A 13,730-nucleotide genomic window follows, 5' to 3' on the forward strand; every position below is an offset into this window, starting at 1 on the left:
GCCCCCTCCACCGCTTCGCGGTCCCCCTCCCCCGCGCGCGGGGGAGGATGAGATTTCCCCATGCCCCGCGTTCTCGTTCCCGCCCTGACCACGCCCCCCGCCCGCCCGGTGGGCGGCGCCGTGCGCGCGTTCGGCGGGGCGACCATGGGCACGACCTGGTCGGCCAAGGCGGTGCTGCCGGCCACCATCGACCTTCCCGCGCTCGAGGCCATGGTCCAGCGCGCGCTCGACGCCGTCGTCGGTGAGATGAGCCCCTGGGCGCCGCTGTCGGACCTGTCGCGCTACAACCGCGCGCCGGCCGGAAGCTGGGTCCGGTTGCCCGAGGCGACCCTGACCGTGCTGCGCCGGGCGATCCAAGTCGCCGACCAGAGCGCCGGCGCCTTCGACCCGACCCTGGGCGCCCTGACCGATCTCTGGGGCTTCGGCCCCCGCGCCTTCGCCGGCGCGCCGCCGGAAGCGGGCGCCGTCGCCGCCCTGCGCGAGGCCGGCGGCTGGAAGCGCCTGACGCTGGACGGCGAGGCCCTGTTCCAGCCGGGCGGCCTGAAGCTGGACCTGAACGGCATCGCCAAGGGCTTCGGCGTCGACCAGGCCGCCGCCGCGCTCGATCGCGCGGGCGTGAAGAGCTACCTCGTCGAGGTGGGCGGCGAGCTGCGCGGAACCGGCGCCAAGCCGGACGGCCAACCCTGGTGGGTCGAGCTGGAGCGCCCCCCCAGCGCCAACGACACCGAGAAGACCGTCGTCGCCCTGCACGACCTGTCGGTCGCCACCTCCGGCGACTACCGCCGGTTCTTCGACCACGAGGGCCGCCGCTACGCGCACACCCTGGACCCCGCCACCGGCGCGCCGGTCACGCACCCGACCGTCAGCGTCACGGTGCTGGCGGCGGACTGTATGAGCGCCGACGCCTGGGCCACGGCCCTGACGGTGATGGCGCCCGACGCCGCGCTCGCCTTCGCCGCGCAGCACGATCTGGCCGCCCTGATCGTCAGCCGCGCCGCCTCGGGCGGGCTGGAAGAGCGCCTGTCGCCCGCGCTGCGGGCCATGCTGGACTGATGCCCGACCTGTCCGCCTTTTCGCCCGAGGTCCGCCGCCTGCTGGCCGCCGGCGCCGTCGCGGGCGCCTACGCTCTGTTCTGCGGCGGGATCGCCCTCCGTGAAGCCCTCCGCCGCCGTGCTGTCGTGCGCGCAGCCGAAGCGCTCTCACAAGGCGCCGGCGAGCCTGTACTGGTCGCCTACGCCAGCCAGACCGGCTTCGCCGAAGAGCTGGCCGGGGCCACCGCCAAGGCCCTTTCCGACGCCGGCGCGCCCGTGACCCTGCGCGCGCTTTCGGAGATCACCGCCGCCGACCTCACGGGCCGCGCCCTGTTCGTCGTCAGCACCACCGGCGAGGGCGACGCTCCCGACAGCGCCCGCGCCTTCATCCGCGACGTGATGAAGGACGGCGCCGACCTTTCCGCCCTGCGCTACGGCGTCCTGGCGCTGGGCGACTCCTCCTACGCTCACTACTGCGCCTTTGGCCGGACGCTGGACGCCTGGCTGGCCCATGCCGGCGCGCAAGCCTTGTTCGACCGCGTCGAGGTCGACGACGGCGATCCGGCCGCCCTGCGCCACTGGCAAGGCATGTTGTCGGCGCTCACCGGCGTGACCGACGCGCCCGACTGGAGCCGTCCCGCCTATGGTCGCTGGACCCTGGCCGAGCGCGAGCTGCTCAACCCGGGCAGCCCGGGGGGCGAGGCCTGGCGCGTGCGCCTGACGCCGCCCGACGGCGCGACCTGGGCTGCCGGCGACATCCTCGAGGTCGGCCCACGCAATGACCCGGCGCTGCCGCATCGCGAATATTCGATCGCCTCCCTGCCCGCCGACGGCGGAGTCGAGCTGATCGTTCGCCTGACCGCCCGCGCCGACGGCCAGCCGGGCCTGGGCTCGGGCTGGCTGTGCCGGTTCGCCGAGGTGGGCGGACCGATCGACGCCCGCGTGCGGACAAACAAGAGCTTCCATGCGCCCGATCCGGCGCGGCCGCTGATCCTGATCGGCTCCGGCACGGGCCTGGCCGGCCTGCGCGCGCATCTCAAGGCCCGGATCGCCGCCGGAGCCAAGCGCAACTGGCTGCTCTTCGGCGAGCGCACCGCCGCCCACGACTACTTCCTGCGCGACGAGATCGAGGGCTGGGTGGCGTCCGGCGCGCTGGAGCGGCTGGACCTGGCCTTCTCCCGCGACCAGGCCGAGCGGATCTATGTCCAGCACCGCCTGCGCGCGGCGGCGGACACGCTGCGCCAATGGGTCTCCGACGGCGCGGCGATTTATGTCTGCGGATCGCTGGAAGGCATGTCGCGCGAGGTCCATGTCGCCTTGCTGGAGGTGCTGGGCGCGGAGACTCTGGAACGCCTCGTCGACGAAGGCCGATATCGGCGCGACGTGTACTGAGACGCTAAGCGCCCCCTCCGTCTCGTCGCTTTGCGCCGATCCACCTCCCCCGCAAGCGGGGGCAGGAGGGCGGATGGCATCCTCCTCACCCGTGCAACGGGGGAGGTGGCGCGATGCGGATACGCGTCGTGACGGAGGGGGCGCTCAGGGGCGCAGCAGGTCGCTCCGCTCCTCCGGCGTGTTCGCCCCGCGCAGCCGCGCCAGCGCTCCCTCTGGGACCTGCAAGGCCGCCAGCCCCGCCCGCTCGACCAGTCGACGCAAGGGCCAACCCGCCTCTGCGTCCCCGGGCAGCGCGGCCGCCTCGATCACCATCGGCACGGGCAGGCCTTCGTAGAAGCCGCCCCGCTCTAGCAGCGGCGCCAGGTCCTCGGCCGTCACGGTCGGCGCATCGACCGCCAGCACCAGCAGCCGCGCCGTTCCCAGCGCCCTAGCGCCGGCCAGCACGCCGCCCACCGGCCCCGCGCCGACCTCATCGTCGGGAACCCAGGGCAGGCCCAGGTCGGCGCCGGCCGTGACCAGCGCCCGCGCGCCCACGGCCCGCGCCAGGTCAGCGACGCGATCGACGGCGCGCCGTCCACCCCAATCGAGCACGGCCTTGTCGCGCCCCATCCGCCGGGAGCCGCCGCCACACAGGATGATCGCGCCGATGGAGGTCATTCGGCTTGCCTATCGCCTCCGCCGCCTCGGGAGAAGGCCTTCGACCTTCGCCGTCTTCCAAGCTGCGCCCAAACCGGTCTAGTGTCCCGCCCGCATAGGGATAGACCAAGAATGAGCCAACCGCCCGAGCGCCAGCGTCGTCGCACGACCCAGAGCGCCACGATCCGTGATGTCGCCGCCCGCGCGGGCGTCTCGCCGATGACCGTCTCGCGCGTCATCAACCGTGAAAGCACCGTCAAGGAAGAGACCCGCGCCCTGGTCGAGAAGGCCATCGCCGAGCTCAACTATGCGCCCAATCCCGCCGCCCGCAGCCTGGCCGGCAGCGCGCCGTTCCGCATCGGCCTGCTCTACGACAACCCCTCGACCGGCTATCTGTCGGAGTTCCTGGTCGGCGCCCTGGACGAGAGCAGCCGCACGGGCTCGCAGATCGTCATCGAGAAATGCGCCGAGCCCGAGCTGGCCGGCGCCACCCTGGCCCGCCTGCTGAAGACCGGCGTCGACGGCCTGATCCTGCCGCCGCCGCTGTGCGAGTCCCCGCAGGTCCTGGCCGAGGTCAAGGCCGCCGGCGCCGCGGCCGTGGCCGTGGCGCCGGGCATGGCCAGCGCCGACATGGCCACCATCCGCATCGACAACGAGGCCGCCGCCCTGGAGCTGACCCAGCACCTCTTGGGCCTGGGCCACAAGCGCTTCGGCTTCATCAAGGGCCACCCGAACCAGACCGTCAGCCAGCAGCGCCTGGACGGCTTCATGGCGGCCCTGAAGGCGGCCGGGATCCCGGACAAGGACATCCGGGTCGAGCAGGGCTATTTCACCTATCGTTCGGGCCTGGAGGCGGCCGAGCGGCTGCTGGCGGCTGAGCCGCGCCCGACAGCGATCTTCGCGGCCAACGACGACATGGCCGCCGCCGCCGCGGGCGTCGCCCATCGCCTGGGCCTGGATGTTCCCGGCGACGTCTCGATCGTCGGCTTCGACGACACCTCGATCGCCGACAACATCTGGCCGCCCCTGACCACGGTCCACCAGCCGATCGCCGCCATGGCCCGCGCGGCCGTGGACCTGGTGCTGGAGGAAATCCGCCGCCACCGCGACGGCGGCGGCGAGCCCAGGCAGCTGATGCACCCGCATACCCTGATCGTGCGGGATTCGAGCGGACCGGTCAGCGAGTAATCCCCCTCTCCCAACGGGAGAGGGCGGGGCCCACGCGCAGCGTGGGAGGGTGAGGGTCAAAGCCGCCTTTCGGAAAATCCAGATTCCTTAACTTGAAAACAAAACGAGAACATAATTCCTTGCGGGCATGAGCCGCACCGAACGCGCCCGCCGCCTCCGCCGGGAGCAGACACGCCCCGAAGCGATCCTCTGGAACCTCGTGCGGGGCCGCCGCCTCGCTGGCTTCAAGTTCCGCCGCCAGGTCCCGATCGACCGCTACGTCGCGGACTTCGTGTGCGCCGAGGCGCGGGTGATCGTCGAGCTTGATGGCGGCTTCCACGACGATGAGCAAACCCAGATCCGGGACCTTGAAAGAACGGCCATTCTCGAGTCGTGCGGCTATCTCTTGATCCGCTTTCCGAACGAGGCCGTGCTCAACGATCCGGGCGGTGTGGGCGATGCGATCGTCACCACGCTTCGGGCGGCGAGGCCTTGGTCCCTCACCCTCCCACCGCTGCGCGGCGGGCCCCGCCCTCTCCCTTCGGAGAGGGTGAAATAAGATTGGTCTGACAACGTGCTTGCAGCCGTTACATGTTAGCGCTACCAAGCTTTCGACCAACGAGCGCCGCCGACGGTTTCGGCGCGTGCAGACGCTCGACAACGGGGAGACGACGCCGTGGGCGTAAGCGAATTCCTTCCGGATGACTGGAAAAACGCGACCCTGCTGGGCCGCATCGACTTCGGCGAAGGGCCGACGCCCGTGCTGGTGCGCGGCGGCCGCGTCGAGGACATGTCCAAGGTCGCGCCGACCGTCGCCGACCTGATGAACGCCTTCCAGCCCGGCGCGGCCATCCCGCGCGGCGAGGACAAGGGTCCGCTGGAAAACCTCGACATCCGCCCCGTTTGGGAAGACCCCGATGGCGCCGCGCCGGTCAAGCTGCTGGCGCCCGTCGACCTACAGTGCCTGAAGGCCGCCGGCGTGACCTTCGCCGTCTCGACCCTGGAGCGGGTGATCGAGGAGCGCGCGCGCGGTGATGCGGCGAAGGCTTTGGAAATCCGCCAACAGCTGTCCGACCGCATGGGCGGCGACCTCAAGAGCGTCGAGCCCGGCTCGGAAGGCGCCGCGCGCCTGAAGGCCGCCCTGATGGCCGACGGCCTGTGGTCGCAGTACCTGGAAGTGGCCATCGGCCCCGACGCCGAGATCTTCACCAAGGGCCCGACCCTGTCCTCGATGGGCTGGGGCGACCACGTCGGCGTCCGCTACGACAGCCACTGGAACAACCCCGAGCCGGAAGTCGTGCTGCTGTGCGACGGTTCGGGCCAGATCCGCGGCGCGTCGCTGGGCAACGACGTCAACCTGCGCGACTTCGAAGGCCGCTCGGCCCTGCTGCTCAGCAAGGCCAAGGACAACAACGCCTCCTGCGCCATCGGCCCGTTCTTCCGCCTGTTCGACGAGACCTTCGCCCTGGACGACGTCCGCTCTGCCGAGGTCGAGCTGAAGATCACCGGCCGCGACAACTTCGTGCTCGACGGCAAGTCGAACATGAGCCTGATCAGCCGCGATCCGGCCGTGCTGGCCGGCCAGGCCTATGGCAAGCAGCACCAGTATCCGGACGGCTTTGCTTTGTTCCTGGGCACGATGTTCGCGCCGATCCAGGACCGCGACACCCCCGGCCAGGGCTTCACCCACAAGGTCGGCGACCGCGTCCGCGTCTCGACGCCGAAGCTGGGCGTGCTCGAGAACGAGGTCACCACCTGCGACAAGGCGAGGCCGTGGACGTTCGGCATCTCGGCCCTGATCCGCAACCTGGCCGGCCGCGGCCTGCTCTAGTCCAGAATTCAAGGAGCTCGGCCATGACCGACACCCTGCGCCACTATATCGGCGGCGAACGCGTCGCGGCCGACGCCCCGGCCGAAAGCCTGAACCCGTCGAACACCAACGACGTCGTCGCCAAGGTCCCGATGGGCGGCCAGGCCGAGGTCGACGCCGCCGTCGACGCGGCCAAGAAGGCGTTCCCGTCGTGGTCGGAAGCCTCGCCGGAAGTCCGCTCGGACCTCCTGGACAAGGTCGGCTCGACCATCATCGCCCGCAGCGCCGACATCGGCCGCCTGCTGGCCCGCGAAGAAGGCAAGACGGTCGCCGAAGGGATCGGCGAGACCGTCCGCGCCGGCCGCATCTTCAAGTACTTCGCCGGCGAGGCCCTGCGCCGCCACGGCCAGAACCTTGAAAGCACCCGTCCGGGCGTCGAGGTTCAGACCTACCGCCAGGCCGTCGGCGTCTACGGCCTGATCACCCCCTGGAACTTCCCGATCGCCATCCCGGCCTGGAAGGCCGCGCCGGCGCTCGCCTTCGGCAACACCGTGGTGATCAAGCCGGCCGGCCCGACCCCGGCCACCGCCAACGTGCTGGCCGACATCATGCAGGAATGCGGCGCCCCGGCCGGCGTCTTCAACATGCTGTTCGGCCGCGGCTCGATGGGCGACGCGCTGATCAAGCACAAGGACGTGGACGGGATCTCGTTCACCGGCTCGCAAGGCGTGGGCGCCCAGGTCGCCGCCGCCGCCGTGGCTCGCCAGGCTCGCGTGCAGCTGGAGATGGGCGGCAAGAACCCGCTGATCATCCTGGACGACGCCGACCTGGAACGCGCCGTCGCCATCGCCCTGGACGGCTCGTTCTACGCCACCGGCCAGCGCTGCACCGCCAGCTCGCGCCTGATCGTCCAGGACGGGATCCATGACAAGTTCGTGGCCCTGCTGGCCGAGAAGGTCGCCGCCCTGCGCGTCGGCGACGCCCTCGACCCCAACACCCAGATCGGCCCGGCCGTCTCCGAAGACCAGATGGAGACGAGCTACAAGTACATCGACATCGCCACCGGCGAAGGCGGTCGCGTCGTCACCGGCGGCGGTCGTCTGAAGCTCGACAATCCGGGCTGGTACGTTCAGCCGACCCTGATCGCCGATACGGAAGCCGGGATGCGGATCAACAACGAGGAGGTCTTCGGCCCCGTCGCCTCGACCATCCGGGTCAAGTCGTACGAAGAGGCCCTGGAGATCGCCAACGGCGTCGAGTTCGGCCTGTCGGCCGGCATCGCCACGACCTCGCTGAAGTACGCCCGCCACTTCCAGCGTCACGCCAAGGCCGGCATGACCATGGTCAACCTGGCCACGGCCGGCGTCGACTACCACGTGCCGTTCGGCGGCACGAAGAGCAGCTCGTACGGCGCGCGCGAACAGGGCTTCGCCGCCGTCGAGTTCTTCACCCAGACAAAAACCTCCTACTCGTGGTCGTAAGCAGCATGTCCTCAGCCATCTATCCCAGCCTGAAGGGCAAGCGCGTCGTCATCACCGGCGGCGGCAGCGGCATCGGCGCTGGCCTCGTCGCCGGCTTCGTGCGCCAGGGCGCCGAGGTGATCTTCCTCGACATCGTCGACGCGGACTCAGAGGCCCTGGTCGCCGAGCTGTCGAAGGACGCGGCGATCGCGCCGGTCTACAAGCGCTGCGACCTGATGGACATCGACGCGTTGAAGGCGGTCTTCGCCGAGATCGGCGACGTCGACGTGCTGGTCAACAACGCCGGCAACGACGACCGCCACAGCCTCTCGGACCTGACGCCCGAGTACTGGGACAACCGCATCGGCGTGAACCTGCGCCACATGGTGTTCGCGGCCCAGGCCGTGGCCGGCGGCATGAAGAAGCGCGGCGGCGGCGCCATCATCAACTTCGGCTCGATCAGCTGGCACCTGGGCCTGGAGGACCTCGTCCTCTACGAAACCGCCAAGGCCGGCATCGAGGGCATGACCCGGGCTCTGGCCCGCGAACTGGGCCCCGACGACATCCGCGTCACCTGCGTGGTGCCTGGCAACGTCAAGACCAAGCGTCAGGAGAAGTGGTACACGCCGGAAGGCGAGGCCGAGATCGTCAAGGCCCAGTGCCTGAAGGGCCGCATCCTGCCGGATCACGTCGCCTCGCTGGTGCTGTTCCTGGCCTCGGACGACGCCTCGCTCTGCACCGGTCACGAGTACTGGATCGACGCCGGCTGGCGTTGACAAAGGCCCCCTTCCGCCTTGATGGGGGAAGGGTCGGGGGATGGGGGTGATATGGCGGTTCGGCCGCCGATGTCCTATTCCCCCCACCCTACCCTCCCTCATCGAGGGGGAGGGATCTGAAGAGGCTGATATGACCGCTGAAGTCACCTGCGTCTGGGATCTGAAGGCCACGCTGGGCGAGGGCCCGATCTGGCATGGCGACGCCCTGTGGTTCGTCGACATCAAGCAACGCAAGATCCACAACTACCATCCGGCCACCGGCGAGCACTTCAGCTTCGACGCGCCGGACCAAGTGACCTTCCTGGCGCCGCTCGCCGACGCTGGCGGTTTCGTCGTGGGCCTGAAGAACGGCATCCATCGCTATCACCCCATCACCGGCTTCAAGCCGCTGATCGAGGTCGAGGACGCCGCGCTCGACAACCGTCCGAACGACGCCACCGTGGACGCCAACGGCCGCCTGTGGTTCGGCACGATGCATGACGGTGAGGAGAAGAAAAGCGGCTCGCTGTACCGCATGGACGCCGAGGGCGTGGCGCGGATGGACAAGGACATCTGCATCACCAACGGCCCGTGCGTCTCGCCGGACGGCAAGACGTTCTACCACACCGACACCCTGGAAAAGACCATCTGGGCCTATGACCTGGCCGAGGACGGGACATTGTCCAACAAGCGCGCCTTCGTGCACGTCAAGCTGGGCGACGATATCTATCCCGACGGCACGGTCGTCGATTCCGAAGGCTGCCTGTGGATCGCCCTGTGGGGCGGTTTTGGCGTCATCCGCGTTTCGCCGGCCGGCGAGATCGTCGGCCGCATCGAGCTACCCGCGCCCAACGTCACCAAGGTCTGCTTCGGCGGCCCTGACCTGAAGACCCTTTTCTTCACCACCGCCCGCAAGGGCCTCAGCGACGAAACCCTGGCCCAGTATCCGCTGGCCGGGGGTCTGTTCGCCGCCGGGGTCAATGTCGCGGGCCAGCGCCAACACGAGGTTCGCCTTGCCTGAACGCACGCCCCGCCGGTTCCGGTCTCGCGATTGGTTCGATAACCCGGACCACATCGACATGACCGCGCTCTATCTGGAGCGCTTCATGAACTACGGGATCACGCCGGAGGAGCTGCGGAGCGGCAAGCCGATCATCGGCATCGCCCAGACCGGCAGCGACATCTCGCCCTGCAACCGCATCCACCTGGACCTAGTGGCGCGGGTACGGGACGGGATCCGCGACGCCGGGGGCATCCCCATGGAGTTTCCGGTCCACCCGATCTTCGAGAACTGCCGTCGCCCGACGGCGGCGCTGGACCGGAACCTCTCCTATCTCGGTCTCGTCGAGACCCTGCACGGCTATCCGATCGACGCCGTGGTGCTGACCACCGGCTGCGACAAGACCACGCCGGCGGGCGTCATGGCCGCCACCACGGTCAACATCCCGGCCATCGTCCTCTCCGGCGGTCCGATGCTGGACGGCTGGCACGAGGGCGAGCTGGTCGGCTCGGGCACCGTCATCTGGCGCTCGCGCCGCAAGCTGGCGGCCGGCGAGATCACCGAGGAAGAGTTCATCGACCGCGCCGCCTCGTCGGCGCCGTCGGCGGGCCACTGCAACACCATGGGCACGGCCTCGACCATGAACGCCGTCGCCGAGGCGCTTGGCCTGTCGCTGACCGGCTGCGCGGCCATCCCCGCTCCGTACCGCGAGCGCGGCCAGATGGCCTACAAGACCGGCCAACGGATCGTCGACCTGGCCTATGAGGACGTCAAACCGCTCGACATCCTGACCAAGAAGGCCTTCCAGAACGCCATCGCCCTGGTGGCGGCGGCCGGCGGCTCGACCAACGCCCAGCCGCACATCGTGGCCATGGCCCGCCACGCCGGGGTCGAGATCACCGCCGACGACTGGCGCGCGGCCTACGACATCCCGCTGATCGTCAACATGCAGCCAGCCGGCAAGTATCTGGGCGAGCGCTTCCACCGGGCCGGCGGCGCCCCCGCCGTCCTCTGGGAGCTGCTGCAGCAGGGCCGCCTGCATGGCGACGTCCTGACCGTCACCGGCAAGACCATGGGTGAGAACCTGCAGGGCCGGGAAACCACCGACCGCGAGGTGATCTTCCCCTACCACCAGCCTCTCGCCGAGAAGGCCGGCTTCCTGGTGCTGAAGGGCAACCTGTTCGACTTCGCGATCATGAAGTCCAGCGTGATCGGCGACGAGTTCCGCAAGCGCTACCTGTCAGAGCCAGGCAAGGAAGGCGTCTTCGAGGCCCGCGCCATCGTGTTCGACGGCTCGGACGACTACCACAAGCGGATCAACGACCCGTCGCTGGAGATCGACGAGCGCTGCATTCTCGTCATCCGCGGCGCGGGTCCCATCGGCTGGCCCGGCTCGGCCGAGGTCGTCAACATGCAGCCGCCGGATCACCTGCTAAAGAAGGGGATCATGAGCCTGCCGACCCTGGGCGACGGCCGCCAGTCGGGCACCGCCGACAGCCCCTCGATCCTGAACGCCTCGCCCGAGAGCGCCGTCGGCGGCGGTCTCTCGTGGCTGCGCACCGGCGACACCATCCGCATCGACATCAACACCGGCCGCTGCGACGCCCTGGTGGACGAAGCGACGATCGCCGAGCGCAAGAAGGAAGGCATCCCGGCCGTCCCGGCGACGATGACGCCCTGGCAGGAAATCTACCGCGCCCACACCGGTCAGCTCGAGACCGGCGGCGTGCTGGAGTTCGCGGTCAAGTACCAGGACCTGGCGTCCAAGCTGCCCCGGCACAATCACTGACACGGACCAGCAAGCCCTCGGAGCGATCCGGGGGCTTTCTTCCTGGGCTCTGGTCTTGGCGCGAACGGCTTGCCAGGATGCCGCCCGGAGGACGCCGCCTTGCAAGACTTCGAACCGCTCTTCGTCGCCGCCCAGCAGGCCAGGGCCGCCGGCCATCCCGACCAGGCTCGCGACCTCTACGCCAAGGCCGCTCAGAAGGCGCGGGACGTGAGCGCCGCCGTTCCCCTGGCCCACGCCCTGCGCCACCTCTCGGACCTGGATCGCGAGGCCGGACAGCCGCGGCCGGCGCTCGCCGCCGCCGACGAGGCGGTCGCCCTCTATCGCGCCAGCCCGGAAGCCGCCGACCTCGATCTCGCCAACGCCCTGCGGCTCAGCGCCCTGGCGCGCGAAGACCTGGGTCAGACCGCCACCGACCTCTGGCGCGAGGCCGGGGCGCTCTACATGGACGCGGACGTCCAGGCAGGGGTGGAAGAGGCCCAGCGCCGGCTGAACCTGGCGACCCGCGCCGCCGAGGCGGAGGACCTGGAGCCGCTGGCCCGGCTGTGGCGCCAGGGCTGGCTGGACGCGCACCTCAGCATCGTCCCCGAAGCGCTGATCGCCTTGCGCACGCCCGAGAGCTTCGCCGAACGCATGACCGCCGCCCTTCCCCGCGTGCGGGCGCTGGGCCCCGTCGGCGCGCCTCTGGGCTTCCACCTGATCAAGGGCGACGAACTGAACCAGTTCTACCTGGCCGCCGAGGCGCGGGGAACGGGCGCGGCCGGCGTGCTGATGGCCGACGCCGAAAGGCGCCTGGCCGAAGTCGGCGTGACCACCGCCTGGCTGGCCTGCGCCATCGGCAACGCCCGCGCCGCCCGCTTCTACGAGAAGTCCGGATGGACCCTGGCCCGCGAAGAGGTCGTACCGACCGAAACCTCGACCGGCCCGTTCCCGCTGAAGGTCTGGCGCTACGAGAAACGGCTGAGCCTTTAAACCGCGCCCGTCTGGATGCGCCTCGGGACTGCCTCGCAACTTACGAAAGTCTCCGCATGCGCGGTCTCGCGTCTGCGCGCCGCTCTGCTATCCATGCCGTCGGAGGTGAGTCCCACGCGCGAGCAAATGGTCGGCAGAACCTGCGCTTGCGCGCTGATACCGGTAACACTAAGGTCGCGCCAACCAGAGGCCCCTTAAGGGGTCGTAGGGGCGTCAACGGGCCGAAGAAGGCTCAATGGGAGGAAACCTGTGGCAAGTGTATCCAACGCCGGCCCCAGCGCGGGCATGAGCGCTGACGGGGCGAAGGTGAACATGGCCTTCGTCGCCGCGATCGTCGCCGTCGCCACGATCGGCGGCTTCATGTTCGGCTACGACAGCGGCGTCATCAACGGCACTCAGACCGGCCTGAAGGCCGCGTTCAACCTGACCGAAGCGGGCGAGGGCCTCAATGTGGCCGCCATCCTGCTCGGCTGCGCTTTCGGCGCCTTCGCGGCCGGCCGCCTGGCCGACGTGTGGGGCCGCCGCACGGTCATGATCATCTCGGCCCTGCTGTTCGTGATCAGCGCCCTGGGCACCGGCGCGGCGCACACCTCGCTGGTCTTCGTGATCTTCCGCCTGATCGGCGGCCTGGGCGTCGGCGCCGCCTCGGTGCTGTGCCCGGTCTACATCTCGGAAGTCACGCCCGCGAACATCCGCGGCCGCCTGTCGTCCGTGCAGCAGATCATGATCATCACCGGCCTGACGGGCGCCTTCCTGGCGAACTACGCCCTGGCCCACACCGCCGGCAGCTCGACCGCCGAGTTCTGGCTGGGCCTGCCGGCCTGGCGCTGGATGTTCTGGATGCAGGTCATCCCGGCCGGCGTCTTCTTCCTGTGCCTGCTGGGCATTCCGGAAAGCCCGCGCTACCTGGTCGCCAAGGGCCAGGACGCCAAGGCCGAAGCCATCCTGTCGCGCCTGTTCGGCGAGGGCCAAGGCGCCAAGAAGGTCGCGGAAATCCGCGCCTCGCTGGCCGCCGACCACCAGCCGAAGTTCTCGGACCTGCTGGATCCGGTGACCCGGAAGCTGCGCATCATCCTGTGGGCGGGTCTCGTGCTGGCCGTGTTCCAGCAGCTCGTGGGCATCAACATCGTCTTCTACTACGGCTCGGTGCTGTGGCAGTCGGTGGGCTTCACCGAGGACGACAGCCTGAAGATCAACATCCTGTCGGGCTCGCTCTCGATCCTGGCGTGCCTCGCCACCATCGCCTTGATCGACCGCATCGGCCGCAAGCCGCTGCTGCTGATCGGCTCGGCCGGCATGGCCGTGACCCTGGGCGTGATGACCTGGTGCTTCTCGACCGCCACCCTGGTCGACGGCGCCCTGCACCTGGATCCGTCGATCGGCCCGATCGCCCTGGTCGCCGCCAACCTCTACGTGATCTTCTTCAACCTCTCCTGGGGTCCGGTCATGTGGGTGATGCTGGGCGAGATGTTCCCGAACCAGATGCGCGGCTCGGCCCTGGCCGTCTGCGGCTTCGCCCAGTGGATCGCCAACTTCGCGATCTCGTTCAGCTTCCCGATCATGAAGAAGGCCAGCCTGCCGGCCACCTACGGCTTCTACGCCGTCTGCGCCCTGGTCTCGTTCTTCCTGGTCCAGAAGCTGATCCACGAGACCCGCGGTCGCGAACTGGAAGCGATGGAGGGGTAGGAACTCTGACTTCCTCCCCGCTATGAGGGGGAGGT

Annotated in this window: 12 protein-coding genes and 1 pseudogene; 11 read left to right on the forward strand and 2 right to left on the reverse strand. The window is 69.6% G+C overall.

Annotation, left to right across the window (positions count from 1 at the left end; all coding sequences use genetic code 11):
• The first annotated feature begins 108 nt into the window (after positions 1–108).
• Together CSW60_RS07470 and CSW60_RS07475 are read left to right on the forward strand one after the other, a co-directional pair.
• On the forward strand, positions 109–1,053 hold the full coding sequence (locus CSW60_RS07470) for an FAD:protein FMN transferase (RefSeq protein WP_201723039.1): 945 nt from the start codon (positions 109–111) through the stop codon (positions 1,051–1,053).
• Positions 1,053–2,423 (forward strand): sulfite reductase subunit alpha, encoded by a 1,371-nt coding sequence (locus CSW60_RS07475; RefSeq protein WP_099536633.1) that lies wholly within the window; start codon positions 1,053–1,055, stop codon positions 2,421–2,423. The genes CSW60_RS07470 and CSW60_RS07475 overlap by 1 nt, the downstream gene beginning before the upstream one ends.
• Positions 2,424–2,449: 26 nt before the next feature.
• Here CSW60_RS07475 and CSW60_RS23065 read toward each other — a convergent pair.
• A pseudogene (locus CSW60_RS23065) lies at positions 2,450–2,575 on the reverse strand (hypothetical protein); the annotation flags it as partial.
• Positions 2,568–3,080 carry a molybdenum cofactor guanylyltransferase gene (locus CSW60_RS07480; protein ID WP_099536635.1) on the reverse strand — a complete coding sequence of 171 codons (513 nt, stop codon included), beginning with the start codon at positions 3,078–3,080 and terminating at the stop codon, positions 2,568–2,570. The gene CSW60_RS07480 and the pseudogene CSW60_RS23065, both read right to left, overlap by 8 nt.
• A 111-nt stretch (positions 3,081–3,191) precedes the next feature.
• On the opposite strand from CSW60_RS07480, the gene CSW60_RS07485 reads away from it, so the two are divergent.
• The 9 genes from CSW60_RS07485 to CSW60_RS07525 all read left to right on the forward strand — a co-directional run bounded on the left by CSW60_RS07485 (position 3,192) and on the right by CSW60_RS07525 (position 13,695).
• Complete coding sequence (locus CSW60_RS07485) at positions 3,192–4,247, forward strand: LacI family DNA-binding transcriptional regulator (RefSeq protein ID WP_099536636.1); 1,056 nt, start codon at positions 3,192–3,194, stop codon at positions 4,245–4,247.
• A 127-nt stretch (positions 4,248–4,374) separates the two neighbouring features.
• A complete protein-coding gene (locus CSW60_RS07490) occupies positions 4,375–4,785 on the forward strand; it encodes an endonuclease domain-containing protein (protein WP_099536637.1) in 411 nt (136 codons plus the stop codon).
• Positions 4,786–4,902: 117 nt separating this feature from the next.
• Positions 4,903–6,057: a fumarylacetoacetate hydrolase family protein gene (locus CSW60_RS07495; RefSeq protein WP_099536638.1), complete on the forward strand. Its 1,155-nt coding sequence runs from the start codon at positions 4,903–4,905 to the stop codon at positions 6,055–6,057.
• Between the two features lie 23 nt (positions 6,058–6,080).
• Complete coding sequence (locus CSW60_RS07500; RefSeq protein ID WP_099536640.1) at positions 6,081–7,517, forward strand: aldehyde dehydrogenase family protein; 1,437 nt, start codon at positions 6,081–6,083, stop codon at positions 7,515–7,517.
• Between the two features lie 5 nt (positions 7,518–7,522).
• Positions 7,523–8,272: a D-xylose 1-dehydrogenase gene (gene xylB, locus CSW60_RS07505; protein WP_099536642.1), complete on the forward strand. Its 750-nt coding sequence runs from the start codon at positions 7,523–7,525 to the stop codon at positions 8,270–8,272.
• Positions 8,273–8,402: 130 nt separating this feature from the next.
• Positions 8,403–9,272, forward strand: a complete 870-nt coding sequence (locus CSW60_RS07510) for an SMP-30/gluconolactonase/LRE family protein (protein WP_099536643.1) — start codon at positions 8,403–8,405, stop codon at positions 9,270–9,272.
• The gene (gene xylD, locus CSW60_RS07515; RefSeq protein WP_099536645.1) at positions 9,265–11,040 is read left to right on the forward strand and encodes a xylonate dehydratase XylD; all 1,776 of its coding nucleotides are present in this window, start codon (positions 9,265–9,267) and stop codon (positions 11,038–11,040) included. The genes CSW60_RS07510 and xylD overlap by 8 nt, the downstream gene beginning before the upstream one ends.
• Positions 11,041–11,139: 99 nt before the next feature.
• On the forward strand, positions 11,140–12,009 hold the full coding sequence (locus CSW60_RS07520; RefSeq protein WP_099536646.1) for a GNAT family N-acetyltransferase: 870 nt from the start codon (positions 11,140–11,142) through the stop codon (positions 12,007–12,009).
• A gap of 249 nt (positions 12,010–12,258) precedes the next feature.
• Positions 12,259–13,695, forward strand: coding sequence for a sugar porter family MFS transporter (locus tag CSW60_RS07525; RefSeq protein ID WP_099536647.1), 1,437 nt, complete (start codon positions 12,259–12,261; stop codon positions 13,693–13,695).
• Positions 13,696–13,730 lie beyond the last annotated feature (35 nt).

This window comes from Caulobacter sp. X (assembly GCF_002742635.1).
In the GTDB taxonomy this organism is placed as follows: domain Bacteria; phylum Pseudomonadota; class Alphaproteobacteria; order Caulobacterales; family Caulobacteraceae; genus Caulobacter.